Annotated in this window: 27 protein-coding genes; 19 read left to right on the forward strand and 8 right to left on the reverse strand. The window is 66.5% G+C overall.

Features of this window, described 5'->3' with window-relative positions:
* Nucleotides 1-223: 223 nt before the first annotated feature.
* The 3 genes from dapA (at nucleotide 224) to Sa4125_RS06805 (ending at nucleotide 2472) form a co-directional block, all read left to right on the forward strand.
* The gene (gene dapA, locus Sa4125_RS06795; RefSeq protein WP_224005157.1) at nucleotides 224-1105 is read left to right on the forward strand and encodes a 4-hydroxy-tetrahydrodipicolinate synthase; all 882 of its coding nucleotides are present in this window, start codon (nucleotides 224-226) and stop codon (nucleotides 1103-1105) included.
* Between the two features lie 155 nt (nucleotides 1106-1260).
* A complete protein-coding gene (smpB, locus tag Sa4125_RS06800; protein ID WP_224005159.1) occupies nucleotides 1261-1734 on the forward strand; it encodes an SsrA-binding protein SmpB in 474 nt (157 codons plus the stop codon).
* Between the two features lie 171 nt (nucleotides 1735-1905).
* Nucleotides 1906-2472 carry a peroxiredoxin gene (locus Sa4125_RS06805; RefSeq protein WP_224005162.1) on the forward strand — a complete coding sequence of 189 codons (567 nt, stop codon included), beginning with the start codon at nucleotides 1906-1908 and terminating at the stop codon, nucleotides 2470-2472.
* Between the two features lie 159 nt (nucleotides 2473-2631).
* Here Sa4125_RS06805 and Sa4125_RS06810 read toward each other — a convergent pair whose 3' ends face one another.
* The 3 genes from Sa4125_RS06810 to Sa4125_RS06820 form a co-directional block, all read right to left on the reverse strand.
* Nucleotides 2632-4041, reverse strand: coding sequence for a methyl-accepting chemotaxis protein (locus Sa4125_RS06810; protein ID WP_224005164.1), 1410 nt, complete (start codon nucleotides 4039-4041; stop codon nucleotides 2632-2634).
* A 212-nt stretch (nucleotides 4042-4253) separates the two neighbouring features.
* The gene (locus Sa4125_RS06815) at nucleotides 4254-4907 is read right to left on the reverse strand and encodes a uracil-DNA glycosylase (protein WP_224005166.1); all 654 of its coding nucleotides are present in this window, start codon (nucleotides 4905-4907) and stop codon (nucleotides 4254-4256) included.
* A complete protein-coding gene (locus Sa4125_RS06820) occupies nucleotides 4888-5490 on the reverse strand; it encodes an NYN domain-containing protein (protein WP_224005169.1) in 603 nt (200 codons plus the stop codon). The genes Sa4125_RS06815 and Sa4125_RS06820 overlap by 20 nt, the downstream gene beginning before the upstream one ends.
* 301 nt (nucleotides 5491-5791) lie before the next feature.
* Here Sa4125_RS06820 and rpoZ point away from each other — a divergent pair, with 301 nt between their 5' ends.
* The 9 genes from rpoZ (at nucleotide 5792) to recO (ending at nucleotide 13706) form a co-directional block, all read left to right on the forward strand.
* Complete coding sequence (rpoZ, locus tag Sa4125_RS06825) at nucleotides 5792-6193, forward strand: DNA-directed RNA polymerase subunit omega (RefSeq protein WP_224005171.1); 402 nt, start codon at nucleotides 5792-5794, stop codon at nucleotides 6191-6193.
* A 130-nt stretch (nucleotides 6194-6323) separates the two neighbouring features.
* Nucleotides 6324-8549: a bifunctional (p)ppGpp synthetase/guanosine-3',5'-bis(diphosphate) 3'-pyrophosphohydrolase gene (locus Sa4125_RS06830; protein WP_224005173.1), complete on the forward strand. Its 2226-nt coding sequence runs from the start codon at nucleotides 6324-6326 to the stop codon at nucleotides 8547-8549.
* Between the two features lie 106 nt (nucleotides 8550-8655).
* Nucleotides 8656-9234 carry an orotate phosphoribosyltransferase gene (gene pyrE, locus Sa4125_RS06835; protein WP_224007604.1) on the forward strand — a complete coding sequence of 193 codons (579 nt, stop codon included), beginning with the start codon at nucleotides 8656-8658 and terminating at the stop codon, nucleotides 9232-9234.
* Between the two features lie 133 nt (nucleotides 9235-9367).
* Nucleotides 9368-9973, forward strand: a complete 606-nt coding sequence (locus Sa4125_RS06840) for a DUF2062 domain-containing protein (RefSeq protein WP_224005175.1) — start codon at nucleotides 9368-9370, stop codon at nucleotides 9971-9973.
* Nucleotides 9970-10368 carry a holo-ACP synthase gene (acpS, locus tag Sa4125_RS06845; protein ID WP_224005177.1) on the forward strand — a complete coding sequence of 133 codons (399 nt, stop codon included), beginning with the start codon at nucleotides 9970-9972 and terminating at the stop codon, nucleotides 10366-10368. The genes Sa4125_RS06840 and acpS overlap by 4 nt, the downstream gene beginning before the upstream one ends.
* Nucleotides 10369-10474: 106 nt before the next feature.
* A complete protein-coding gene (lepB, locus tag Sa4125_RS06850) occupies nucleotides 10475-11224 on the forward strand; it encodes a signal peptidase I (protein WP_224005180.1) in 750 nt (249 codons plus the stop codon).
* The gene (rnc, locus tag Sa4125_RS06855) at nucleotides 11212-11919 is read left to right on the forward strand and encodes a ribonuclease III (RefSeq protein WP_224005183.1); all 708 of its coding nucleotides are present in this window, start codon (nucleotides 11212-11214) and stop codon (nucleotides 11917-11919) included. Before lepB ends, rnc begins: the two co-directional genes overlap by 13 nt.
* Before the next feature lie 14 nt (nucleotides 11920-11933).
* A complete protein-coding gene (era, locus tag Sa4125_RS06860; protein ID WP_224005186.1) occupies nucleotides 11934-12911 on the forward strand; it encodes a GTPase Era in 978 nt (325 codons plus the stop codon).
* A 15-nt stretch (nucleotides 12912-12926) separates the two neighbouring features.
* Nucleotides 12927-13706 (forward strand): DNA repair protein RecO, encoded by a 780-nt coding sequence (gene recO / locus Sa4125_RS06865; RefSeq protein WP_224005189.1) that lies wholly within the window; start codon nucleotides 12927-12929, stop codon nucleotides 13704-13706.
* 78 nt (nucleotides 13707-13784) lie between these two features.
* Here the strand turns inward: recO and Sa4125_RS06870 are convergent, their stop codons facing one another.
* Both Sa4125_RS06870 and Sa4125_RS06875 read right to left on the reverse strand, forming a co-directional pair.
* Nucleotides 13785-15014: an MFS transporter gene (locus Sa4125_RS06870; protein WP_224005192.1), complete on the reverse strand. Its 1230-nt coding sequence runs from the start codon at nucleotides 15012-15014 to the stop codon at nucleotides 13785-13787.
* 295 nt (nucleotides 15015-15309) lie between these two features.
* Complete coding sequence (locus Sa4125_RS06875; RefSeq protein ID WP_224005195.1) at nucleotides 15310-16071, reverse strand: SDR family oxidoreductase; 762 nt, start codon at nucleotides 16069-16071, stop codon at nucleotides 15310-15312.
* Between the two features lie 159 nt (nucleotides 16072-16230).
* Here Sa4125_RS06875 and Sa4125_RS06880 point away from each other — a divergent pair, with 159 nt between their 5' ends.
* The 3 genes from Sa4125_RS06880 to panB all read left to right on the forward strand — a co-directional run bounded on the left by Sa4125_RS06880 (nucleotide 16231) and on the right by panB (nucleotide 18676).
* Nucleotides 16231-16842, forward strand: a complete 612-nt coding sequence (locus Sa4125_RS06880) for a TetR/AcrR family transcriptional regulator (RefSeq protein WP_224007607.1) — start codon at nucleotides 16231-16233, stop codon at nucleotides 16840-16842.
* 128 nt (nucleotides 16843-16970) lie between these two features.
* Nucleotides 16971-17861, forward strand: a complete 891-nt coding sequence (panC, locus tag Sa4125_RS06885; protein ID WP_224005198.1) for a pantoate--beta-alanine ligase — start codon at nucleotides 16971-16973, stop codon at nucleotides 17859-17861.
* Nucleotides 17858-18676: a 3-methyl-2-oxobutanoate hydroxymethyltransferase gene (gene panB / locus Sa4125_RS06890; protein ID WP_224005201.1), complete on the forward strand. Its 819-nt coding sequence runs from the start codon at nucleotides 17858-17860 to the stop codon at nucleotides 18674-18676. The genes panC and panB overlap by 4 nt, the downstream gene beginning before the upstream one ends.
* 38 nt (nucleotides 18677-18714) lie before the next feature.
* On the opposite strand, the gene Sa4125_RS06895 is transcribed toward panB, so the two are convergent.
* The 3 genes from Sa4125_RS06895 to Sa4125_RS06905 form a co-directional block, all read right to left on the reverse strand.
* Nucleotides 18715-19230 carry a tyrosine protein phosphatase gene (locus Sa4125_RS06895; protein WP_224005203.1) on the reverse strand — a complete coding sequence of 172 codons (516 nt, stop codon included), beginning with the start codon at nucleotides 19228-19230 and terminating at the stop codon, nucleotides 18715-18717.
* A gap of 91 nt (nucleotides 19231-19321) precedes the next feature.
* The gene (locus Sa4125_RS06900; protein ID WP_224005205.1) at nucleotides 19322-19948 is read right to left on the reverse strand and encodes an HD family hydrolase; all 627 of its coding nucleotides are present in this window, start codon (nucleotides 19946-19948) and stop codon (nucleotides 19322-19324) included.
* Nucleotides 19945-20808: a folate-binding protein gene (locus Sa4125_RS06905; protein WP_224005207.1), complete on the reverse strand. Its 864-nt coding sequence runs from the start codon at nucleotides 20806-20808 to the stop codon at nucleotides 19945-19947. The genes Sa4125_RS06900 and Sa4125_RS06905 overlap by 4 nt, the downstream gene beginning before the upstream one ends.
* Nucleotides 20809-20926: 118 nt before the next feature.
* On the opposite strand from Sa4125_RS06905, the gene Sa4125_RS06910 reads away from it, so the two are divergent.
* The 4 genes from Sa4125_RS06910 (at nucleotide 20927) to Sa4125_RS06925 (ending at nucleotide 24390) form a co-directional block, all read left to right on the forward strand.
* Nucleotides 20927-22264, forward strand: coding sequence for a dihydroorotase (locus Sa4125_RS06910; protein ID WP_224005210.1), 1338 nt, complete (start codon nucleotides 20927-20929; stop codon nucleotides 22262-22264).
* 294 nt (nucleotides 22265-22558) lie between these two features.
* Nucleotides 22559-23092: a helix-turn-helix domain-containing protein gene (locus Sa4125_RS06915; RefSeq protein ID WP_224005214.1), complete on the forward strand. Its 534-nt coding sequence runs from the start codon at nucleotides 22559-22561 to the stop codon at nucleotides 23090-23092.
* Between the two features lie 378 nt (nucleotides 23093-23470).
* The gene (locus Sa4125_RS06920) at nucleotides 23471-23860 is read left to right on the forward strand and encodes a metalloregulator ArsR/SmtB family transcription factor (protein ID WP_224005217.1); all 390 of its coding nucleotides are present in this window, start codon (nucleotides 23471-23473) and stop codon (nucleotides 23858-23860) included.
* Nucleotides 23857-24390 carry an SRPBCC family protein gene (locus Sa4125_RS06925; protein WP_224005220.1) on the forward strand — a complete coding sequence of 178 codons (534 nt, stop codon included), beginning with the start codon at nucleotides 23857-23859 and terminating at the stop codon, nucleotides 24388-24390. Before Sa4125_RS06920 ends, Sa4125_RS06925 begins: the two co-directional genes overlap by 4 nt.
* Nucleotides 24391-24538: the final 148 nt, after the last annotated feature.

The following is a 24538-nucleotide window of genomic DNA, read 5'->3' on the forward strand; positions in this document are numbered from 1 at the left end:
TACATCGTAAACCGTCGCCGCGTGTGGATCCTGCCGGGCCCCGAACGCGCCACCCGCCGGCTTGTCTCGCCTGCGGTGCTTCACTATGGTGCCGGCCTTCATGCCGGGCGAAGCCGCCGGTTTTATGTCCCGCGCCGCCAAGCGCTTGGCCGGGACGGTCACCACAGATGAGAAGTCCGGTGCCGGCCGACAAGAGCGGGCAGACGGCGGGAGCGAGACGGGAATGTTCAAGGGTTCGATGCCGGCGCTGGTGACGCCGTTTGCCGAGGGCGGCGCGCTCGACGAGACGGCCTTCCAGGCCTTCGTCGAGTGGCAGATCGCCGAGGGTTCGCACGGTCTGGTGCCGGTGGGCACGACGGGCGAGAGCCCGACGCTCAGCCATGCCGAGCACAAGCGTGTGGTCGAGCTCTGCGTCGCCGTTGCCGGCGGCCGCGTACCGGTCATCGCCGGCGCGGGTTCCAACAACACCGCCGAAGCGATCGACCTCGCCCAGTTCGCCGAAGGCGCGGGCGCGGACGGGCTTCTCGTCGTCACGCCCTACTACAACAAGCCGAACCAGCGCGGCCTCTACGCGCACTACGCCGCCATCGCCAAGGCGGTGACACTGCCGATCATCATCTACAACATCCCGCCGCGCTCGGTCATCGACATGACCGTCGAGACCATGGCGCGGCTCGCCGCCGACTTTTCCAATATCATCGGCGTCAAGGATGCGACCGCCAAGCTCGACCGCGTGTCCGACCAGCGCCTGCAATGCGGCAAGGATTTCCTGCAGCTGTCGGGCGAGGATGCCACCGCCCTCGGCTTCAATGCCCATGGTGGCCGCGGCTGCATCTCGGTGACGGCCAATGTCGCGCCTCGGCTGTGCGCCGAGTTCCAGAATGCCAGTCTCGCCGGCGATTTCGCCGCTGCCCTCGCCATCCAGGACCGGTTGATGCCGCTGCATAAGGCGCTGTTCATCGAGCCCAACCCGGGTGGGCCGAAATACGCCCTGTCGCGCCTCGGCAAGATGGGCAACACGCTGCGCTCGCCGCTCGTTACCATCGAAAAGTCGACCGAACAGGCGATCGACGCAGCCCTCCAGCACGCGGGTCTTCTCAACTAGCGCGGCCCGTCTTGGGGGAAGGGTGCCCGCCGCATAGCCGGCCGCTGACGGCGCCGGCGCTTGAACCGGCGCCGCCGACCCTCATCTGACGGGGTCAACGATCTCGGTCGCGCTTCCTGCGAGAGGCGCCCGCAACAGGCACGTTTGAAACAGAGATGGCAAAGAAACCGAAGGCCAAGACCGGGATCGTCGCGGAAAACCGCAAGGCGCGTCACAACTATTCGATCATCGACACGCTCGAGGCCGGCATGGTGCTGACCGGAACCGAGGTGAAGTCGCTGCGCCTCGGCCGCTCGACCATCGGTGAATCCTATGCGGCCGAGGAGGGGGGCGAGCTCTGGCTCATCAACTCCTACGTCCCCGAATACCTGCAGGCCAACCGCAACAATCACGAGCCCAAGCGCCGCCGCAAGCTGCTCGTCCACCGCGCCCAGCTGAACCGGCTGGCCAGCGCGGTCAACCGCGACGGCATGACCATCGTGCCCTTGAAGATCTTCTTCACGGACAGAGGCATGGCGAAGATTGAAATCGCCGTCGCCAAGGGCAAGAACGCGCCGGACAAGCGCGAGGCGGAAAAGCAGAAGGACTGGAACCGCCAGAAGGAGCGGCTCTTGAAGGACAACCGCTGACGGTTGCCCTCCCGGCTGTCCATAACCTTTGCGTTACTCCAGGCTCACCGCCCGCTCGCCTATCCGTGCGCGCAGAAGGTCGCCCCGCGAACGCTCGCGGACGATAGCAGGCTTGCCTTACCACGCCTTTGGCGGGACCATGCCGGCTCGGAACAGGAGTGGAGGCCTGCGATGACGGACTTGACGAAACTTCCCACGGGGTTGGAGGCGCCGGTCGACGACGGCAGCGCGGCCCACCTCTTCGGCATGCACCTGCCGGCGCTGCGCCTCGCGTCGACGGCGGGCGGGGAAGTCGACCTGTCGCCCCTTCCGGGCCTTGCCGTCGTGTACACCTATCCGATGACCGGCCGGCCCGGCGCGCCGCTGCCGGGGGGCTGGGACGCCATTCCCGGCGCGCGGGGATGCACGCCGCAGGCCTGCGGCTTCCGCGATCATTTCACCGAGATGAAGGCGCTCGGCGTGACCCATGTGTTCGGCATCTCGACGCAGACCACCGCCTACCAGCGCGAGGCCGCGGAGCGCCTGAACCTGCCGTTTCCGCTCCTGTCCGACAGCCGTGGCGAATTGACGGAGATGCTGGAACTGCCGACTTTCGACGTCGACGGCGACACGCTCCTGAAGCGCCTGACGCTGGTCGTGCGCGACGGCCGGATCGAGAAGGTTTTCTATCCCGTGTTTCCGCCGGACCGGAACGCCGCCGACGTCGTCGATTATCTCGACGGGCTGGCACAACCGTAGTTCGCCACGTCGTTCCGGCCGGACGGCAGACCGCTCGGGCCGAAGCCTCCGCGCTCTTCCTGTTACCCCACGCGCGACCCGATCCACGGGTCGCGCGGCTTTCAGCCATGATGGAAACGCCGCGCTGCGGGCGGGCGATATCTTCCCGACGTTGATCGATCAGGCCGCCCGGTTGAAGGAAGCAGCACGCCTGCCGGGTGCAGCGGTACGGGATTGAGGCGTCCTGTCGATCGAAAAGCGCTCGACGATGTCCCGCAGCCGCCGGGCGTCGTCGGCGAGGGCCTGGACGGAGGCCGAGGTCTCGCCGACCAGCGCGGCATTGTGCTGGGTCGCCTTGTCCATCTGGGCCGCGGCGGACGAGACGCTTTTCAGGCTGTTGGCCTGTTCCTTGGCGGAGTCGGCGATCTGCGCGATGACATTCGTCATGGTGGAGACCTCGTTGACGATCTCCTCCAGGCTCTGGCCGGAGGCCGTCACGAGGTCGACACCCATGCGGACCTCGTTGCCCGAGGCCGAGATCAGGCTCTTGATCTGCTTGGCGGCCTCGGCCGAGCGCTGGGCGAGGCCCCGCACTTCCTGCGCGACGACGGCAAAGCCTCGGCCGGCTTCGCCGGCACGCGCCGCCTCGACGCCGGCATTGAGGGCCAGCAGATTGGTTTGGAAGGCGATTTCGTCGATGACGCCGATGATGTTGCCGATCTGCTGGGACGAACTCTCGATGCGGCTCATCGCCTCCACCGCCTGGGCGACGATTTCGCCACCCTTTTCGGCCTTCTGCCGGGCCGAGCTCGCCACCTTGCGGGCGTGGTTGGAACTATCCGCCGTCTGGTTCACCGCGCTGGTGACATCGCCGAGTGCCGCCACCGTCTCCTCTAGTGAGGCGGCTTGCTGCTCGGTGCGGCGGGCCAGGTCGTCGGAGGAGACGGCGATGCCGTTCGTGGCCCCCTCGACGTTGACGACCGTCGAGGCGACATCGGCCATGGCCTCCGCGAGCGTCCCGATGGCGGTGTCGAAATCCGTCCCGATCTTCGTGAAGGCCGTCGGCAGCGTGCCTGACAGCCGTGCCCGCAGGTCGCCCTGGGCAATGCGGCTGAGCGCCTGAGCCAGCGTGTCGATTGCCTGGTTCTGCTCGGCTGCGGCCTTTTCCTCGGCGGCCCTTGCCTTGGCGCCTTCCTCGCGCATGGCGACCATGACGCTGAGATCGACGAGGAAGGTGACGAAGGCTGGCTTGCCATTGATTTCGGTCGCGATGATGGTGACGAAGCCGGGGAAGGTCGAGCCGTCGAGCCGCCGTGTCGTCCATTCGAAGCGCGTGCAGCCATTCTCGGCCGTCTCCGCCAGAAGTTCGCGCGTCCGCTTGTCGCTGCGGCTGCCGCAGGACTGGACCTCGGGCGAGATCTTGTCCGGGCTGAGGCCGACGATCTGCTCGCGGCTGCCGCGAAGCATGGCCTCCGTCGCCGGGTTGCAATCCATGATCACGCCATCCTGGAGCACGTAGTATCCGTCGGGCGAGATCTGGATGACCGCATCGGCGAATTGCTCGCGATAGGTTCTATTTTTCTTGAACATGCCGAGCACGTGCTTCTCCCCCCGGATTTATCGCGAAAGAATGGCTCACTATGCTGAAGAAAGAGTTAGTGGCGGCGACAGTATGTCGCGGGGCGGGCCCGCGGTCGGGGCGGCCCGTGCTCCGGCGACCTGGCTTCTCCCGGCAGGGCGAATTGGGACGGAAGTCGCGTGGTCTCCCTGAAAAGCAAACCGCCGGCTGGGATGCCGCGGCGTCAGCCGGCCAGATAGGTCGAAGCCGACGCGAAGACGTCGCGGAACATCGGCTCGGTCAGCCGGCCGGTGTTCGTGTTGTAGCGCGAACAGTGGTAGCTCGAGATGACCCTGATGCCCGCGACGTCGTGGCTGCCGCCATGCGAGAAGGGTGCCGCCGTCAGCTTCGTGCCGAGGGCACGCAGCGTCGATTCATGCGCGATCCGCCCGAGCGTGACGATGACGGCAAGGTTTTCGAAGCCGAGGAGCCCCGGCGTCAGGAACTGCCGGCATGTGTTGATTTCGGCCGGGACCGGCTTGTTCTCCGGCGGCACGCAGCGGACCGCATTGATGATGGCCGTACCGTAAAGTTCGAGCCCGTCGTCCGTGCGCGCGTCGAAGCGGTCGTTGGCGAAGCCGAAGTCCGACAGCGTGCGGTAGAGGAGCATGCCCGCATAGTCGCCGGTAAAGGGCCGGCCGGTCCGATTGGCCCCGCGCACGCCGGGGGCGAGCCCGACGATTGCCAGCCTGACGGCGTCGGGGCCACCGGGCGGCAGGAAGGCGGGGACCGGCGCATTGTGCCAGGACGGCTCCTTCTCGCGCCAGACCTTGCGGAAGGCGACGAGGCGGGGGCAGAGCGGGCAGTCGCGCGACGGTTCAATAATCCTCGTCGGCATCCGGGCCCTGTTCGACATCGACCTCGGCGCGGCGTGCAAGGCGCGCCTCGCGCTCCGCCGGGCTGCGGCCGATCTCGGCCTTCAGGCTCACGAGGTCGATGAAGTGATCGGCCTGACGGCGCAGATCGTCCGCGATCATCGGCGGGTTGGTTGCCAGCGTCGACACGACGGAGACCTTGCGACCCTTGCGCTGCAGCGCCTCGACCAGCGACCGGAAATCGCCGTCGCCGGAAAAGAGGACGAAATGATCGACCGTGTCGGACAATTCCATCGCGTCGACCGCGAGCTCGATGTCCATGTTGCCCTTGATCTTGCGCCGGCCGGTGGCATCGGTGAATTCCTTCGCCGGCTTCGTCACGAGGCTGTACCCGTTGTAGTCGAGCCAGTCGATCAGCGGTCGGATCGACGAATATTCCTGATCTTCGATCAGTGCCGTGTAGTAATAGGCGCGAAGCAGGTAGCCGCGTTTTTGAAACGCGATCAGCAATTTCTTGTAGTCTATATCAAATCCGAGGCTGCGGGAGGCAGCATAAAGATTGGCTCCGTCAATAAAAAGCGCAATTTTCTCGCGTGAGTCGAACATGAAGAATTCCCGTGAAGAGCGATTTTAAATGAAACCGGGTTCCTGATCGAGCGAATTATGTTCAGCTCGGCAATCATCTGGGTTACCGCACGTCGGACACTGAGTTCCGGTCGCGCATCGGCGCGACACGGGCAATCTTAAACTCGCGCCTGCGGATTGCCAACGCTCTTTTTGCACTGCGTCAGGGCGAGGGCGATCGGAGGGAGCGGTGGTGCAAAGTGCCGTCGCCGCCTTGTGCGCCGCCCGCGAACCCGCTATGGCACGAGCTTCATTGCTCAAAATTGTCGTTGAGGAGACAGGCATGGCCCGCGTCACCGTAGAAGATTGCGTCGATAAGATCGAGAACCGGTTCGAGCTCGTCCTGCTCGCCAGTCATCGTGCCCGCCAGATCGCCCAGGGCCAGCAGATCACCATCGACCGCGACAACGACAAGAACCCCGTCGTCGCCCTGCGCGAGATCGCGGACGAGACGCTGTCGCCGGGCGACCTCAAGGAAGACCTGATCCACTCGCTGCAGAAGCATGTCGAGGTCGACGAGCCGGAGCCGCAGGCTCCCACGACCGCCGAGCGCGCCGACGACACCCGCGGGGCGATTTCCGCCGACGAGGGCGACGACAACATCGCCTTCGACCGGATGAGCGAAGAAGAGCTGCTGTCGGGCATCGAGGGCCTGATCGCGCCAGAGAAAAGCGACGATTTCTAAATCTCTGATGCAGTTGAGCCTTTCGGCTGACGGCATTTGCCACCTATATTGGAAGGGCGTTTCGCAAGTGCGAGGCGCCCTTTTGCCATTCTATGGCCCGGCATGCTCCTAGGGACCCGTTCCTGATTCCATGATGCGTCAATACGAACTCGTCGAGCGGGTGGCGAGCTACAAGCCCGATGTCGACGAAGCGCTTCTCAACCGCGCCTATGTCTACGCCATGCAGAAGCACGGCGCGCAGAAGCGCGCCTCGGGCGATCCCTATTTTTCCCATCCTCTGGAAGTGGCGGCGATCCTCACCACGATGCGGCTCGACGAGGCGACGATCGCCGTCGCCTTGCTGCACGACACGATCGAGGACACCGATGCCACCCGCAAGGAGATCGAGCAGCTCTTCGGCGCCAAGATCGGCCAGCTCGTCGAGGGCCTGACCAAGCTGAAGCGGCTGGACCTCGTCTCGAAGAAGGCCGAGCAGGCGGAAAACCTGCGCAAGCTGCTCCTGGCCATCGCCGACGACATCCGCGTCCTCCTCGTCAAGCTTGCCGACCGCCTGCACAACATGCGCACGCTCGGCCACATGCGCTCCGACAAGCAGGCGCGCATCGCCCAGGAGACCATGGACATCTATGCCCCGCTCGCCGGGCGCATGGGCATGCAGGACATGCGCGAAGAGCTCGAGGATCTCTCGTTCCGCTATGTCAATTTCGAGGCCTACGAGACCATCACGCGCCGGCTCGGCGAGCTTCGCGACAAGCATGCCGACACCATTGCGCGGATCGAGACCGATCTCGCCGAGCGGCTGGCCGAAAAGGGCATCGAGGCCACCGTGAAGGGCCGGCAGAAGAAGCCCTATTCGGTGTTCATGAAGATGGAGCGCAAGGCGCTGTCGCTGGAGCAGCTGTCCGACATCTTCGGCTTCCGCGTGCTGGTGGCGAACGAGGACGACTGCTACCGCACGCTCGGCATCGTCCACCGTGCCTGGCCGCTCGTGCCCGGACGGTTCAAGGACTACATCTCGATCCCCAAGCAGAACGACTACCGCTCGATCCATACGACGATCGTCGGTCCGTCGCGCCAGCGCGTCGAGCTGCAGATTCGCACCCACGAGATGCACCAGATCGCCGAGCAGGGCGTCGCCGCGCACGCGCTCTACAAGGACGGCGCCTTTGCGGAGACCGAGGGCGAGGACGGCCGTGTCGCCCTGTCGACGGAGAGCAACGCCTACGCCTGGCTGCGCCGCACCATCGATCTCCTGGCCGAAGGAGACAATCCGGAGGAGTTCCTCGAACACACCAAGCTCGAGCTTTTCCAGGACCAGGTCTTCTGCTTCACGCCGAAAGGCCGGCTGATCGCCCTGCCACGCGGCGCGACGCCGATCGATTTCGCCTATGCCGTGCACACCGATGTCGGCGACACCTGCGTCGGCGCCAAGATCGACGGCCGCATCATGCCGGTGGTGACGGAACTCGCCAATGGCGACGAGGTCGAGATCATCCGCTCCAAGGGCGCGACGCCGCCCGCGGCCTGGGAAACCGTCGCCGTCACCGGCAAGGCGCGCTCGGCCATCCGGCGGGCGACGCGTATGGCGATCCGCCGGCAGTATTCGGGCCTCGGCCAGCAGATGCTGACGCGCAGCTTCACCCGTTCGGGCAAGACGTTCACACGCGAGGCGCTGAAGCCCTATCTCGGCAAGCTCGGGCACAAGGACGTCGACGACGCCATGGCGGCCGTCGGCCGCGGGGAACTGGCGGCGGGCGACGTGCTGAAAGCGGTCTATCCCGACTTCCAGGACAGCCGCGTCACGCGGCTGCCGCCGCGCGGCGAGGAAGACGGCTGGTTCAACCTGCGCTCCGGCACCGGCATGATGTTCCGCATACCGAGCATCGCGGAGGCCGAGAAACGCGGCCTTGCCATTCCCATCCGCGGCGCCGGAACCGACACGCCGGTGCATTTCGCGCCGGAAGGGGCGGTGCCGGGCGACCGCATCGTCGGCATTCTCGATCCGGGCAGGGGAATCACCATCTACCCGATCCACGCGCCGGCGCTGACCCTGTTCGACGACGAGCCCGAGCGCTGGGTCGACGTGCGCTGGGATCTCGATGCCGAGATGAACATCCGCTTTCCCGCCCGCATCCATATCTCGGCCTCGAACGAGCCGGGCTCGCTCGCCGAGATCGCCGAGACGATCGCCGCCAACGACGCCAATATCCACAGCCTGTCCACCGTGAAGACCGCGCCTGACTTCACCACCATGGTCATCGATCTCGAGGTGTGGGACCTGCAGCATCTGACCCGCACGCTGAACCAGCTGCGCGGCAAGCCCTGCGTGTCGCAGGCCGTGCGGATAAACGACTGAGCGAACCGCGGCCCCGCGGATGCCGCCCGACCTGAAAGGATGACGCTTGACCGACATGCCAGCGACCGACGCTTCGACGATGACGACCCCGGTGACCCGTGCCCCGATGACCAGCGCCGAGGTCCTCGACATCTTCCGCCAGGCCGGCGGCTATCTCGAAGGGCATTTCATCCTGAGCTCGGGCCGCCGCAGCCCCGTCTTCCTGCAGAAGGCGCGCGTCTTCATGCATGCCGACCTCACGGAAAAGCTCTGCCGCGCCCTGGCGGACCGCATCCGCGCGGAAATCCCCGGCCAGATCGACTATGTCGTCGGCCCGGCCGTCGGGGGCCTCATCCCGGCCTACGAGACGTCGCGCCATCTCAAGGTGCCGGCGATCTGGGTCGAGCGCGAGAACGGCGTCTTCCAGCTCCGCCGCTTCGAGATCGCGCCCGGCGCCCGCGTCGTGATCGTCGAGGACATCGTCACGACGGGGCTGTCGATCCGCGAGACGATCACCTGCTGCCGCGCGCTCGGCGCCGAGGTGCTGGCGGCCGCCTGCATCATCGACCGTTCGGCGGGCGTTGCCGATGTCGGCGTGCCGCTGGTCGCGCTCGCCGAGCACGCCGTGCCCTCCTACGCGGCCGACGACCTGCCGCCGGAACTCGCCGCAATTTCGCCGATCAAGCCGGGTAGCCGCTCGCTTTGACCGGTTCTTTGCGAGCGGCGTCAGGCCGGTACGCAGCTCCCGGCAACCGCTTTGCCATAAGGCTCTCGCGGCCAAGGCGATCCAGCCGAGGTCCTGACGGCCTGCCGGTCGACGGCCGAGGCTAGGAATCACCATGCTGTTTCGTCGACGGGAAAAGCTCGGGCTGCGGGCCAAGATGCGGGCGATGTTCTGGCCGAAACGGTCCTTTGCGCGGTCGCTGCGCTACCTGCAAAAGCGCGTGCTGCGCCTGCAGGCGACGCCGCACGCGATCGCCGCGGGCTTTGCCGCAGGCGTCTTCGCCTCCTTCACGCCATTGATCGGCTTCCATTTCCTTCTGTCCTTCGCCGTCGCCTATGTGATCGCCGGCAACATGGCGGCGGCGGCACTCGGCTGCATCATCGGCAACCCGCTGACCTTCCCGGCGATCTGGGCCGGCACCTACGAGGTCGGCCGCTATATCCTGAAGGCGGAGGCGATCGACGGGACGGCGCCCGTCGGCCTCGGCCATGCGTTGACGCACGGCGACTTCCTGGCGATGTGGGAGCCCTATCTGAAGCCGATGCTGGTCGGCTCGCTGCCGCTTGGGCTATTCTTCGGGGCCATCAGCTATGCGCTCATCTACTTTGCCGCGAAGAGCTTCCAGGAACGTCGCGCGCGCAACCTGATGCTGCGTGCCGACCTGCGCCGGCAGGCTCTCTCCGACGTCGGGGCCCGGGGCTCGGCAGGGGAGCCGTCGTGATCATCGGCATCGGCAGCGATCTCATCGACATCCGGCGCATCGAGAAGACGCTCAATCGCCACGGCAGCCGCTTCACCGACCGCATCTTCACCGCCGTAGAAAAGCAGAAGTCGGACCGGCGGGCGCAGCGGGCCGCCTCCTATGCCAAGCGCTTCGCCGCCAAGGAGGCCTGCGCGAAGGCGCTGGGTACGGGGCTTTCGCAGGGCGTTTTCTGGCGCGACATGGGCGTCGTCAACCTGCCCGGCGGCGCTCCCACCATGGTCCTTACCGGCGGGGCGCTCGCCCGGCTGGAGCAGCTGATGCCGGAGGGGCATCGCGCGAGGATCCACGTCACCATCACCGACGACTATCCGCTGGCGCAGGCCTTCGTCATCATCGAGGCCCTGCCGGCCTGATCTCGGCCGCCTTTCCCCGGCGTCGGTTTCGATTGCCCCGACTGGGCTGAGTCGCTAGTACAGCCCGAAAGCGGCCTGCGCGGCCCGTCATATCGAGGAAATATCCATGGTCGATCAGGCCGAAGCAAAGGCAAGCGGCGGTTTCGGCGAAACGGTCAAGGTCATCGTCCAGGCGCTGCTCCTGGCGCTCGTCATCCGGACCGTGCTGTTCCAGCCCTTCTCGATTCCCTCGGGCTCGATGATGCCGACGCTGGTCCAGGGCGACTATCTCTTCGTCTCCAAGTGGAGCTATGGCTACAGCAAGTATTCCTTTCCCTCACTGAAGCCGTGGATCGGCTATCTGCCGATGGAGGGTCGTCTTCTGGACACGGCCCCGACGCGCGGCGACGTCATTGTCTTCCGCAAGCCCGGCGACGAGGAGACCGACTACATCAAGCGGCTGATCGGCCTGCCGGGCGACCGTGTCCAGGTGACGAACGGAATCCTTTCCATCAACGGCGTGGCGGTGCCGCGCGAGGCGGACGGCGAATTCACCGCCGAGGACGGCTCCAAGGTCCAGCAGTACAGGGAAACCCTGCCGAACGGCGTTTCCTACGTCACCCTTGATCTCAGCCCGAATTCCACCGGCGACAACACGCGCGAATTCGTCGTCCCGCCCGCTCATTACTTCATGATGGGCGACAACCGCGACAATTCGCTCGATAGCCGCTTCGACGTCGGCTACGTTCCCGGCGAGAACTTCGTGGGCAAGGCGCAGGTGATCTTCTTCTCCATCGCCGGCGATTCCTCTCCCTTGAAGATCTGGGACTGGCCGACGGAACTTCGCCCGAGCCGCTTCTTTACATGGCTAAGCTGAAGCTGAAGGCGACGCTGGAGGAACTCGAGCGGCGCCTCGGCGTCGAGCCCCTGGATCGCGTCCGGCTGGAGCGCGCTTTGACGCATGCGAGCATGCGCAAGGGCGGCGCCGCATCGAGCTACGAGCGGCTGGAGTTTCTCGGCGACCGGGTGCTCGGCCTCGTCATCGCCGAAAAACTGTTCGAGATGTTCCCGCAGGCGAGCGAAGGGGAGATGTCGCTCCGGCTGAATGCGCTTGTCTCGGCCGAGGCCTGCGCCGAGGTCGCCGACGAGATTGGCCTTGCCGACTTCATCCGGCACGGCGGCGACATCAAGAAGGTGAAGGGCGAGAAGACCCGCAATATCCGCGCCGACGTGGTAGAGTCGCTGATCGCCGCGATCTATCTCGGCAATGGCCTTGCCGATGCGCGCGCGGTGATCCACCGGCTCTGGGGCGCGCGGCTGGCGTCTGCCGTCGCGGCCAGGCGCGATCCGAAGACGGCGCTGCAGGAATGGGTGCACACGCGCACCACCGTGGTGCCGCGCTACGAGATCACGGCGCGCACCGGCCCGGATCATGATCCGATGTTCACCGTCAGGGCGGTGATCGAGAATGTCGACCCTGCCGAGGGAACCGGCCGCTCCAAGCGGCTGGCGGAACAGGAAGCCGCGACCGCGGTCTTGATCCGCGAAGGTGTCTGGAAGGACGAGACGTGAGCGAAGAGCCAGACATGACCGAAGAGCCAGACATGAACCAACCGGAAAAGCCCGCCGAGACCGCCGCGGAAGCGGCGACCGCCGCCGCCGTCGAGGCTGGCACGCGCTCGGGCTTCGTCGCCCTCCTCGGCGCGCCGAACGCCGGCAAGTCGACGCTGGTCAACCAGCTCGTCGGTACCAAGGTCTCGATCGTCACGCACAAGGTGCAGACGACGCGGGCGCTGGTACGCGGCATCGCCATCGAGGACCGCACGCAGATCGTCTTCGTCGACACGCCCGGCGTCTTCCAGCCCAAGCGCCGGCTCGACCGCGCCATGGTCAAGACGGCCTGGAGCGGCGCCAAGGACGCCGACGTGGTGATGGCGATCATCGACGCCGAGCGCGGCATTTCCGGCGACGTCGAATCCATCCTCGACCGCTTGAAGGAATCCAAGCGCCCGGTCGTCCTCCTCCTCAACAAGATCGACGCCGTTCCCCGCGAAAAGCTGCTGGCCTTGACCAAGGATCTCACCGAACGCGGCGTCGAGTTCGAAAAGGTGTTCATGATCTCGGCGCTGAAGGCTTTTGGCTGCGCCGACCTGATGGCCTGGCTCGCGACCCGGCTGCCGCCCGGTCCCTGGTACTATCCGGAAGACCAGATCACCGACCTGCCGATCCGCCAGCTCGCCGCCGAGATCACCCGCGAAAAGCTGTTCCTGCGCCTGCACCAGGAACTGCCCTATGCGAGTCACGTCGAGACCGAACTGTGGGAAAAGCGCGAGGACGGCTCGATCCGCATCGAGCAGACCATCTTCGTCGAGCGCGAGAGCCAGAAGAAGATCGTCATCGGCCACAAGGGCGAGACGATCAAGGCGATCGGCTCGGCGGCGCGGCGCGAGATCGGCGACGTCGCGGAGGAGAAGGTTCACCTCTTCCTCTTCGTCAAGGTGCGCGAGAACTGGGGCGACGATCCCGAGCGCTACCGCGAGATGGGCCTCGACTTCTCGACCTGACGGAAGGGCGCGGCCATGCAATGGCGCGAGGAGGGGATCGTCCTCGGGGTTCGTCGGCTGGGCGAGACGAGCGTCGTCGCCGAGCTGATGACGCGCGAGCGGGGGCGGCACCTTGGCCTCGTGCGCGGCGGCCGGTCGCGCAGGCAGCAGCCGGTGCTGCAGCCCGGCAACCAGGTCGAGGCCTCCTGGCACGCCCGGCTCGACGAGCACATGGGCACGATGACGATCGAGCCGATCGAGCTGCGCGCCGCGCGCCTGATGGAGACGCCGGTCGGTCTCCACGGCATCCAGCTGCTGGCCGCCCATCTCCGGCTCCTGCCCGAGCGCGACCCCCATCCCCGGCTCTATGACGGGTTGAAGATCATCGTCGACCATCTGGACGACCCGGTTCAGGCGGGCGAGCTCGTGCTGCGCTTCGAGATCGCGCTGCTGGAAGAGCTCGGCTTCGGCCTCGACCTCGAGACCTGCGCGGCGACGGGCAGGAGGGACAATCTCGTCTATGTCTCGCCAAAGTCCGGCCGCGCCGTCTCTGCCGAGGCGGGCCTGCCTTGGCACGAGAAGCTTCTCGCCCTGCCGGCCTTTCTCGGGGCCGAAGGGGCGAGGGCCGATGCCACGGCGCTCGGCGACGGCTTTGCCATGACGCGCTATTTTCTCGCCCGGCACGTCTGGTCGCCGCGCGCCATCGCCGAGCCGCCGTCGCGCGAACCGCTGATCACCGCCATCGCGCGGCAGAACGGGGTGGCGCGACCGCCCTCATCGCGCGACGACGCGGCTCTGGCCGACCTTCCGGGCTGAGGGCCGAGGCCGGCCGTCCGCAGGCCGGCGATCCGTTGTTCGTGAGGGTAGGGCCCGCGTCCCGCCGTGCCGCCTGGATCAGGCCGGCGCCAGCGCCCGCTCGACCGGCGCCTCGCGGATCGGCCAGTGGACGATCGCGGCGAAGAGTCCCATGCCGACACCGAGCCACCAGACGACGTCGTAGCTCCCCGTCTGCGCATAGAGCTTGCCGCCGAGCCAGACGCCGAGGAACGAGCCGATCTGGTGCGAGAAGAAGACCAGGCCGCCCAGCAGGCCGAGATATTTCGTGCCGAACATGATGGCGACGAGCGCGTTCGTCGGCGGCACGGTGGAGAGCCAGAGAAGTCCCATGACAATGGCGAAGACCACCACCGTCGCCGGCGAGGCCGGCACCAGCATGAACACCGTCACCACCACCGAGCGGCCGAGATAGATCAGCGCCAGGAAGATCGGCTTGGAATAGCGCTGGCCGATCATGCCCGAGGCGATCGAGCCGATGACGTTGAAGAAGCCGATCAGCGCCAGCGCCGTCACCGCCCAGACCGGGGCGATGCCGAGATCGGCGATGTAGGCGGGAAAATGCGCCGTGATGAACGCCACCTGGAAGCCGCAGACGAAGAAGCCGGAGGTCAGGAGGAGATAGCTCTTCGTGGCAAACGCCTCGCGCAGCGCTGCCCCCATCGTCTGCTCGATCTCGGCCTTGCCGAGTTTTGGCCTGTTGCCATTGCCGCGCAGGCCGATGGCGAGCACCGGCACGAGCAGCATCATCGCCGAGAGCACCAGGAGCGAATCGGCCCAGCCGAAACTGTCGATCAGTCCCTGGCTGAGCGGTGCGAAGACGAACATGCCGAGCGAGCCTGCCGCCGTGCCGAGCCCGAAGACGAAGGAGCGCTGCTCCGGCGCCACCCGCCGCGCGAAGGCCGCAAGAACGATGCCGAAGGAGCCGGCAGCGACCGCAAGGCCGACGAGCACGCCCGAGCCGATGGTCAGCCAGAGCGGCGAGGGCGCAAAGGCTGTGATCGCCAAGCCCGTCGCATAGAGGACGCCCGAGAGAACCAGCACCTTCGCGGTCCCGAAACGGTCCGCGATCGCCCCGAACAATGGCTGCCCGGCGCCCCAGAAGAGGTTCTGGATGGCGATCGCGATGGCGAAATCCTCGCGGCTCCAGCCTTTGTCGGCGAGCATCGGCAGCTGGAAGAAGCCGATCGCCGAGCGCGGCCCGAAGGTCAGCATGGCGATCAGGCAGCCGGCCGTGATGGCGAGCCAGGGCACGGTCGCGGGGGCACGGTCGGGGGCGGGAAGGGTCATGGGGCGGGCTCCAGCGGGGGCGGACGCCGATGTTTAGCTGCTGGCGATGGCGGGGCAAGCGCGTTTGGGTGATGGGAGGGATCAATGCTGGTGATGGGGGCGGGTCCGGCGGCAGCCGTTTTCAGGGCCACAAGCCGACATTGCGATAAGAGACCCGGCTGAAGTCAGAAATGACGTGTGGCGGCGCTGTTTGCAGACAAATCGGCTCCGGAAATCGCTCGAAGCTGTCCCGGAGCCGTCTGATCCTTTGATGGCCCATTCCGGTCTTTGGGTTCAGCCGCCGGACCCTTGGCGACTAGATTCCGAGACCGCCGGCGATGTTCAGGGTTTCGCCATTGATGTAGCCGGCAGAGGGACCTGCAAGGAAGCAAACGCTTTCCGCGACTTCTTCGAGGGTCGCGATGCGGCGGATCGGATGCATATCGAGAATCGCGTCGCGGTTCGGCAGCTCGCCGGCGACATCCGCTGCCATATCTGTCGGCATGATACCGGGCTGCACGACATTCACGGTAATGTTGCGAGGGCCGAGGTCGCGCGCGATACCCTTGGCATAGCCGGCAAGCGCCCATTTGGTTCCCGCATAGTCCGCGACGCCTGCGAAGGGCACGTAGGAGCCAAGGAGGGAGCCGATGAAGATGATGCGACCGCCGTCGCTCAATTTTGGGGCTGCCGCCCGCGTGTTCGCGATGGTGCCGAGGACATTGACCTGCCATTGACGATTGTAGTTGTCGCCATCGAGGGTTGGGTCGTCCACGAGCTGGCCCTGGATCGCAATGCCGGCATTGTTCACGAGAATGTCGAGCTTGCCGAATTCCGCGATGACCGCCTCGATCAGCGGCTTGGCGGTAGCGAGATCGGCCTGATCGCTCCTGATGGCGATCGCGCGAACGCCTTTTGCCTTCAATTTCGCGACGACGGCGTCCGCCTTATCGGCAGAGGCGGCATAGCTGATGGCGACATCCGCGCCGTGCGCTGCGAATGCTTCCGCCGTCGCGGCGCCGAGACCACGAGAGCCGCCTGTGATGAGAACGACCTTACCCTTCAGTGTCTTCGACATGACATACCTTTTTCGTTTGCGATCAGGACACGCCCGATCTCATCGGCCAATCGGGGTGCGATTTCGTAACAATCGTTACAATAACGGTCAGTATGAAAATCGACATAGGCTGTCAAGACGTTTAGGAATGATCGTTATGAAAAAGATTGGATCGTGCTGATGGGCCGCCATCGCGAGTTTGACCTCGACAAGGTGCTCGACGCGGCGCTTTGCGTCTTCTGGCGCAAGGGATACGAAGGCACGTCATACGCGGACCTCACCAAGGCGGCCGGCGTCGAGAGGCCCTCCCTCTATTCCGCCTTTGGTAACAAGGCAGCGCTCTTTCATCAGGCCCTTAGGCGCTACGATGAGCTTTACCTCGGCTACGTCGGCGAGGCGCTCGAACTGCCGACTTCACGGGAGGTCGCCGCGCACATCCTGCTGAACGCTGCGGAGCATAATACTCGGTTTGCCGACCGTCGGGGGTGCCTTGCGCTAAATGGAGCTCTGGCGGCGTCGGACGAGGCGGAACCCGTACGACAGGCCCTGATCGATTATCGCGCGGAAGCCCAGGAACGACTGCGTGAACGTTTCGAAAGGGCGAAGGCGGAAGGCGACCTGCCGGAGACGGCAAGCGCCGACGCTCTTGCCGCCTTTGTCATGGCGGTCACGCACGGAATGGCGGTGCAGGCGAAGGCCGGCTTCAGTCGAGACGCGCTGGAGGCTGTTGCCGGGCAGGCACTTTCGACCTGGCCGACCAATGGATCCATGCCTTCGAAAAAACCAGCCTAGGCATTGGACGCAGCCTATCGTCCCTCGACGGACTACCAGTCGCACGCCACATCCCCCCGCCATTGCCGCGTGACGAACGCCTGCAAAAATGGCAAAGCGTGCCGAAAGCATTGGCACCGTCTGGAATCATGACCCGTCCGACCCTGATCCGCCGCATCTCCGATCTTCGCGCGGCCCTTTCCGCGCCGCGCCGCGAGGGGCAGTCGATCGGGCTGGTGCCGACGATGGGCTATCTGCATCGCGGGCACATGGCGCTGGTAGACCGGGCGCGGGGCGAGAACGGCATCGTGGTCGTCTCGATCTTCGTCAATCCGACGCAGTTCGGCCCGAACGAGGATCTCGACATCTATCCGCGCGATCTCGACGGCGACCTGAAGCTCTGTGCCGCGCACGGCGTCGACATCGTCTTCGCGCCGGAGGTTGACGACATGTATCCCGAGCCCATGGCGACGACGATCGATGTCGCGCCGCTGTCGACGATCCTCATCGGGGCGCAGCGGCCGGGGCATTTTCAGGGGGTCGCGACGGTGGTGGCGAAGCTCTTCAACATCGTCCAGCCGACCCGCGCCTATTTCGGCGAGAAGGATTTCCAGCAGCTGACGGTGGTGCGCCGCATGGTGCGCGACCTCTCCTTCGACATCGCGATCGTCGGCGTGCCGACGGTGCGCGAGGCGGACGGGCTCGCCGCCTCCTCGCGCAATGCAAGGCTGTCGCCGGCGGATCGCCATGCGGCGACCGTGGTTTCACGGGCGCTGGACCTTGCCGAGGCCCTGGTGGCGGGCGGCGAGCGCGATAGCGACAAGGTGGCGGACGCCGTCCGGCAGATGATCGCCGGCGAGAAGCGGGCGGGCACGCCCACGGTCGACCTGCGCGAAGCCGGTACGCTTTCGGAAGTCGGCATGATCGGAGAGACGCCGGTGGTGGTCCTCGTCACCGTGCCGCTCGGCGGCGTCCTTCTGCTCGACCAGCGGGAGATCCACGGCGCCGCCGGCGCAAACCAGGCAAGGAGAACGGCATGAGCGCCGAGATCAGCACCAAGCGCCAGAGCGCGCCCTCGATAAGAGCCCGCAAGGGCGGCGAGAAGCTGGTGACGCTGACGAGCTACAGCGCCGCCACCGCCCGCCTCGTCGATCCCTTCTGCGACCTGCTCCTCGTCGGCGACAGCCTCGCCATGGTCGAGCATGGCCTGCCCTCGACCCTCTCGGCGACGCTGGAAATGATGATCCTGCACGGCGCCAGCGTCGTGCGCGGCTCGTCGCGCGCACTCGTCGTCGTCGACCTGCCGTTCGGCAGCTATGAGGAAAGCCCCGAAGCCGCCTTCCGCAGCGCGGCGCGCATTCTCGCCGAGACCGGCTGCGGCGCGGTCAAGCTCGAGGGCGGCGCCCACATGGCCGAGACGATCCGCTTCCTCACGAGGCGCGGCATTCCCGTCATGGCCCATGTCGGCCTGACGCCGCAGGCGGTGAACACGTTTGGCGGCTTCAAGACGCAGGGGCGCGAGCGGGCCGAGTGGGCGGCGATCGAGGCGGACGCCGCCGCCGTGGCCGAGGCCGGTGCCTTCGCCGTCGTCCTCGAAGGCGTCGTCGAGCCGCTGGCGGTGAGGATCACCGAAAGCCTCGACATCCCGACCATCGGCATCGGCGCCTCGGCCGAGTGCGACGGGCAGATCCTGGTCCTCGAAGACATGCTCGGCCTCTCGCCCCGCGTGCCGCGCTTCGTCCACCGTTTCGGCGCCGTCGGCGATGCGATCACCGCGGCGGTCGAAGACTATGCCGAGGCGGTGCGCACGAAGGCGTTTCCGGGCGAGGCGAACGTCTACCAGCCGAAGGGCTGACGCGGGACCGACTTGGCACCGCCGTCCTGCCGCTGCGCTCAGAGCATCAGCGGCAGGATGAAGGGTGTGCCGCTATAGGCATCCGCGCCGCGCCCGATGGCCGATATCGCCGCGATCATCCGCCCGTCGCGCCCGAGCCTGGCATCGGCGAGCGCCACCAGCCTTGCATTGGGCGTCGCCGAGGGCGCGCGGCGGCGGAGTTCGTTCGCCAGTGCCGCCTCGTCGAGCTCGGCGTTGATCGCGAGCGCCAGGATGTAGGCGGCGGCCGTCGAGCGGCTGATGCCGGCCCAGCAGTGCACCGCGAGCGGCGACGTCCTGTCCCATTTCTGGCCAAAGGCGAGAAGCTGGTCGAGATGATCCTCGGCCGGCGCCGTCATGCCGTCGATCGGAGCGATGATGTCGTTCATGCCGAGAAACAGGTGGCGCTCGGCGGCGATGCTGACGGGACGCTCGACCACGGTGTCGGCATTGATCAGCGTCACCAGGTCCAGCGCGCCGTGGTGGGCGACGGTGGCCGGAAGATCGGCAAGCGACGAGACGACGAGATAGGTCATGGGGCGCTCCGGCGAGGGCAAAGCCGGGACAGACCGGCGCTCGAGAAGGACAGGGAAGAACGGTGAGGCGGGTCTTGCCGCGCAAACGGCGTCATCGCGCGACGGTCGCGGCCACGGGAGGATGCACCAGGCCGTCCAGCGCCTCGAAGCGCGCGATGAAGGCGCGGCCGACGTCGCCGGCGGGGCGGGCAGCGAAGTCGCTCGCCGGCAGCGACGCGCCGTTCGGCGCGCCGAAGAAGGCCGCGGCCTCGTCGGCACGAAAGCCGGCGATCAGTGTCGCCTCAAAATAGGCCGACAGCCGGTCGGCCGCCTTGATCGCCTTGGCGACGGCTGGTGGCAGTCGTGTCGGCAGGCCGAAACGGCGGTGCACGGCCACCTGCAGGCGCTCCTCAACGAGCTTGTAGTCGCCGCCCATGACGCTCTTGAAGGGCGAGATCATGTCGCCGATGACATATTCCGGCGCGTCGTGCAGCAGCGCTGCCAGGCGCCAGCGCGGATCGCTCTCCTTTTCCGCCACCAGCGCCTCGACGATCAGCGAGTGCTGCGCGACGGAGAAGGCGTGTTCGCCCGAGGTCTGGCCGTTCCAGCGGGCGACGCGGGCAAGCCCATGCGCGATGTCCTCGATCTCGACGTCGAGCGGCGAGGGATCGAGGAGGTCGAGCCGCCTTCCCGACAGCATGCGCTGCCAGACACGGGGCGGGGCCTTCGCGCGGCTCATGCCTCGTCCCCGTCGAGGGGGGCGGGCAGGGGCAGATCGTAGCCGGCCCAGGCGGGGATGGCGATCTCCACCGGCACGCCGTCGGCCGAGAGCAGGAGGTCTCCCGCCAGGGCTGCGGCGAGCTTGTCGATGCGCAGGAGGCCGATGCCTTCGCCGCCATCATTGCCTTCGCCGGCGACGGCCGAGAGCACGGTGCCGATCGGTTTTTCGCCCGCAAGGATCACGGCGCCCGGCGTCAGGTGGCCATCGGCCTGGACGAGCATGATACGCCGGCGCGCGGTGCCGCGGTGCTGCATGCGCGACACCACTTCCTGGCCGATATAGCAGCCCTTCTTGAACGAGACGCCGCCGTTCTGGTCGAGCAGCACGTCGTGCGGGAACATCTCCGACGAGGGAAAGTCGCTCTCCGCCTCGGCGACGCCCGCGCGCAGGCGCAGGGCCTCGAAGTGGTCCGGCGACGCTTCCTCCAGCCCGGCCGGCGCCTCGCCATAACAGCGTCGCACGGTGCCGGTGACGAAACGGCGGTCGACCGGGGCGGCGGCGTCGGGCGCGTCCCAGAGGGCGAAGACGGGCATGTCGGCGGCGGTGAAGGCGACCTTTGCCCTGAGACGATAGAGCGTCAGGCGTTTTACCAATGCCTCGCGCGCCCCCGCCGCGACGTCGAGGCGAAGGCCTCCGTCGAGGCGGCTCACCAGGAAATCGAACAGGATCTTTCCCTGCGGCGCCAGCAGCGCCGAGGGTCGGGCTTCATCCGGCCCGAGGAGATCGAGATCCGACGTGACGAGGTTCTGCAGGAATGGTTCGGCCGTCTCGCCGGTCAGATCGAGAACCGCGCGGTCCGGCAGTCGGGCGTAGGGCATGGAACTCGCTTTCGCCGTTTTCGCCCATGGCTGGCTACGTGGCTTGTGACGTAGCTTGTCAGTGGCTCCCGGCTTAACTAAGCCGCAAGGACCCGAGGAACAAGCAAGGATCACGCTCTTGTCCACTCCGACCTTCGACCGCGTCCTGCGCGGCGGCACCGTCGTCAACCAGGACGGCGAGGGCCTGCGCGACATCGGCATCCGTGCCGGCCGCATCGCCCATATCGGCACGATCGCGCCGGAAGCGGGGGGCGAGGTAACCGACTGCACCGGCCTCCATATCCTTCCTGGCGTCATCGACAGCCAGGTGCATTTCCGCGAGCCCGGCCCGACCCAAAAGGAGGACCTCGAATCGGGATCGCGCGCCGCCGTGCTCGGCGGCGTCACCGCCGTCTTCGAGATGCCCAACACCGATCCGCTGACCACGAGCGAGGCGGCGCTCGCCGACAAGGTGTCGCGCGGCCACCACCGCATGCATGGCGACTTCGCCTTCTGGGTCGGCGGCACGCGCGAGAACGCCGCCGACGTCGCCGAGCTGGAACGCCTGCCGGGCGCGGCCGGTATCAAGGTGTTCATGGGCTCGTCCACCGGCAGCCTCCTCGTCGAGGACGACGACGGCGTCCGCGAGATCCTGAAGCGCACCCGCCGGCGCGCCGCCTTCCACTCCGAGGACGAATTTCGCCTGCGCGAACGGCTGGGCGAGCGCATCCCCGGCGATCCCGCGTCGCACCCGGTCTGGCGCGACGAGATCGCGGCGCTGATGTGCACCCGGCGCCTCGTCGGCATCGCCCGCGAGGTCGGCGCGCGCATCCACGTCCTCCACATTTCGACGGCCGAGGAAATCGATTTCCTGCAGGCGCACAAGGACGTCGCCACCGCCGAGGCGACGCCGCACCACCTGACCCTGTCGGCCGACGACTATGCCCGCCTCGGCACGCTGCTGCAGATGAATCCGCCGGTGCGCGACGCCCGCCACCGCGACGGCATCTGGCAGGGCATCGCGCAAGGGGTGATCGACGTTCTCGGCTCCGACCACGCGCCGCACACGCTGGAAGAAAAGCAGAAGGACTATCCGGCCTCGCCCTCGGGCATGACCGGCGTTCAGACGCTGGTGCCGATCATGCTCGACCATGTGGCATCCGGCCGCCTGTCGCTGCAGCGCTTCGTCGACCTGACCTCGGCCGGCCCGCAGCGCATCTTCGGCATCGCGGGCAAGGGCCGCATCGCCTGCGGCTACGACGCCGACTTCACCATCGTCGACCTCAAGCGCCGCGAAACCATCACCAACGCCTGGATCGGCTCGAAATCGCAGTGGACGCCCTATGACGGCAAGGCCGTCACCGGCTGGCCGGTCGGCACGATCGTGCGAGGCAAGACCGTGATGTGGGAGGGGGAGATCGTCGAGGGCGGGCAGGGCGAGGCGCTGCGGTTCGGCGAGGCGCTGCTGCGCGGCTGAGGGGTCGGCCTCGTTGACAGCGTCACTGGCCTGACCAAGTATATGCGCAACTTGCGTAGGGCTTCTGCGTGAAAGTTGATGAGATCGAGATCAGCATCGACGACCATTTGAGCGAGGACCCGATCTTCCTCATACAAGTGATCACGCCGCTAGGCACCCTCGACCTGATGGCCGAAGTTCGCGTTTTGCCCCGCTCGATAGAGGTGCACGGGCTGCATGTCGGAGGCAATGCCGAGACCCGATGGGGATGGTCGACGCTGCGGCGGATCGGCCGGCTGATTGCGGAGAGACTGGATGTCGACGAAATCAACCTTCACGGAGCGATACGGACCACGGGTGCAAATCCGGGACGTCGACCGCGTAGCTGGCGGATCGCCCGAGCGTCTGAGCCTTCGCCTGGCACCCGACTCAAGCGCTAACACGCCTGAAGCGGCCCGCATCCTTGCGCGGCGGCATCTCTCGCTTCGCACGGCCTATGCCGCGTTGACCGAACTCGCCGATCGCGGAAGGGCTTATGTCACAGTGCCCTCCGTCGAGGACCTGACGTTTCTCAAGAGCGAACTGGCATCTGTTGGTGTTCTGGCGCGGCGGCACGCTCCGGCTCGGATCGACGTGCGTGCCGTCCGAGAGCGTCGCCAATTGTCGCAGGAAGCCTTCTCGCTGCGCTTCGGCCTAGACGTCTCGACGGTCGAGAACTGGGAACAGGGCCGGTCCGAGCCGGATGCGGCGGCCACGACATTGCTCTGGACGATCTTTCGCCATCCGGAGGCGGTCGAAGCGTCGATCGGCATGGACGAAGATGAGCCGCCGGTCGCGCATGTTAAATGATCGCTTTTCGCCATGCAGCGACCGGCCCAATTGTAACCTGACCCTCTTCTCATCGGCAGCGGTGGTGGAGCTTCGCTGAAGCAGAGTGTCGCCACAGCGCGAACGCATCCAACTGCCAGTCGAAGCTTCCGGGATAGCGGACCTGTCGACGGCATCTTCCGGCATGCCGGCACGAATGCACCGCGCTCTCGCATCGCCGCAGCCTGCTTTGCCGTCGCAATGAGCTTGTCTCCGGAGATTTGGAACGCTGCGCGCCGCCCTGTTCGGGAGAGGCAGCCGTCAGGTCCCGGAGACGGGCAGCCGGGGAAAGACGACAACCCATCCGAACATTCAATAAATCGGTTGACTATTCGGATGTGGGTATCCATATTCAACCCTATGGTTGAACATAGCGCTCCCGATCTTGATTCCCTCTTCCACGCTCTCGGCGACCCGACCCGCCGGCGCATGATCCGCGCTTTGGCCGGCGGCGAGAAGACGGTGGGCGAACTGGCAAAGCCCTTCGCGATTTCGCTGGCCGCCGCTTCGAAACACATCAAGGCGCTGGAAAGCGCCGGCTTGCTTCGCCGCGAGGTGCGCGGCCGCACCCATTTGTGCCGGCTCGAACCTGGGCCACTCGCCAGCGCCCATGCCTGGCTGGGCTTCTATGAAACCTTCTGGACCGAGCGTCTGGATGCCCTGGACCGGCTCCTCCGCGAGGAGGATGCCCGGAAAACTGAACCCGTGCCCCAACCTGTGACCCAACCCGTGAAAGGAGATATCCCATGAACGAGCTCACCCCGATCGACACCCATGGCGTGCTGACCGAGCCCGCCACGCTGAAGATCCAGCGTTTCCTTCCGGGCCCCGTTGAACGGGTCTGGGACTATCTGACGAAAAGCGAGCTTCGGCGGCAGTGGCTGGCGGCGGGCGACATGACGCTGGAAGTCGGCGCGCCCTTCGAACTGGTCTGGCGCAACGACGCGCTGACCGACTCTCCCGGCCAGCGTCCGGCCGGGGCATCCGATGAGCACCGCCTGGAGGGCCGCATCACCGAAATCGATCCGCCCCGCAGCCTGTCGATCAGCTGGGGCAATACCGGCGGCGTCTCCTTCACGCTGGAGCCGAGAGGCGAGAAGGTGCTCTTGACGCTGGTCCACCGCCGCCTGCCGGATCGCCCCACTCTTCTCAATGTCAGCGCCGGCTGGCACGCGCATCTCGACATCCTCGTCGCCCGCGCGACGGGACGGGAGCCGGGACCGTTCTGGGACGCATGGACGCGTCTGAAGGCCGAGTACGATCAGCGGCTGCCGGAGTGAGGGGCCCGAAGGACGGGCGAGACCCGCGTCTCGCCCCGGAGGATGCGAGCGGGATCGAGTAGCCGGAAGAGGGGAGCGCCGGTGCCAGGCTGGTTCGGCGCTGCCCCTCATTCGGCGCTTCGCGCCATCTTCTCCCGGTGGGGAGCGG

Source organism: Aureimonas sp. SA4125, assembly GCF_019973775.1.
Classification (GTDB): Bacteria; Pseudomonadota; Alphaproteobacteria; order Rhizobiales; family Rhizobiaceae; genus Plantimonas.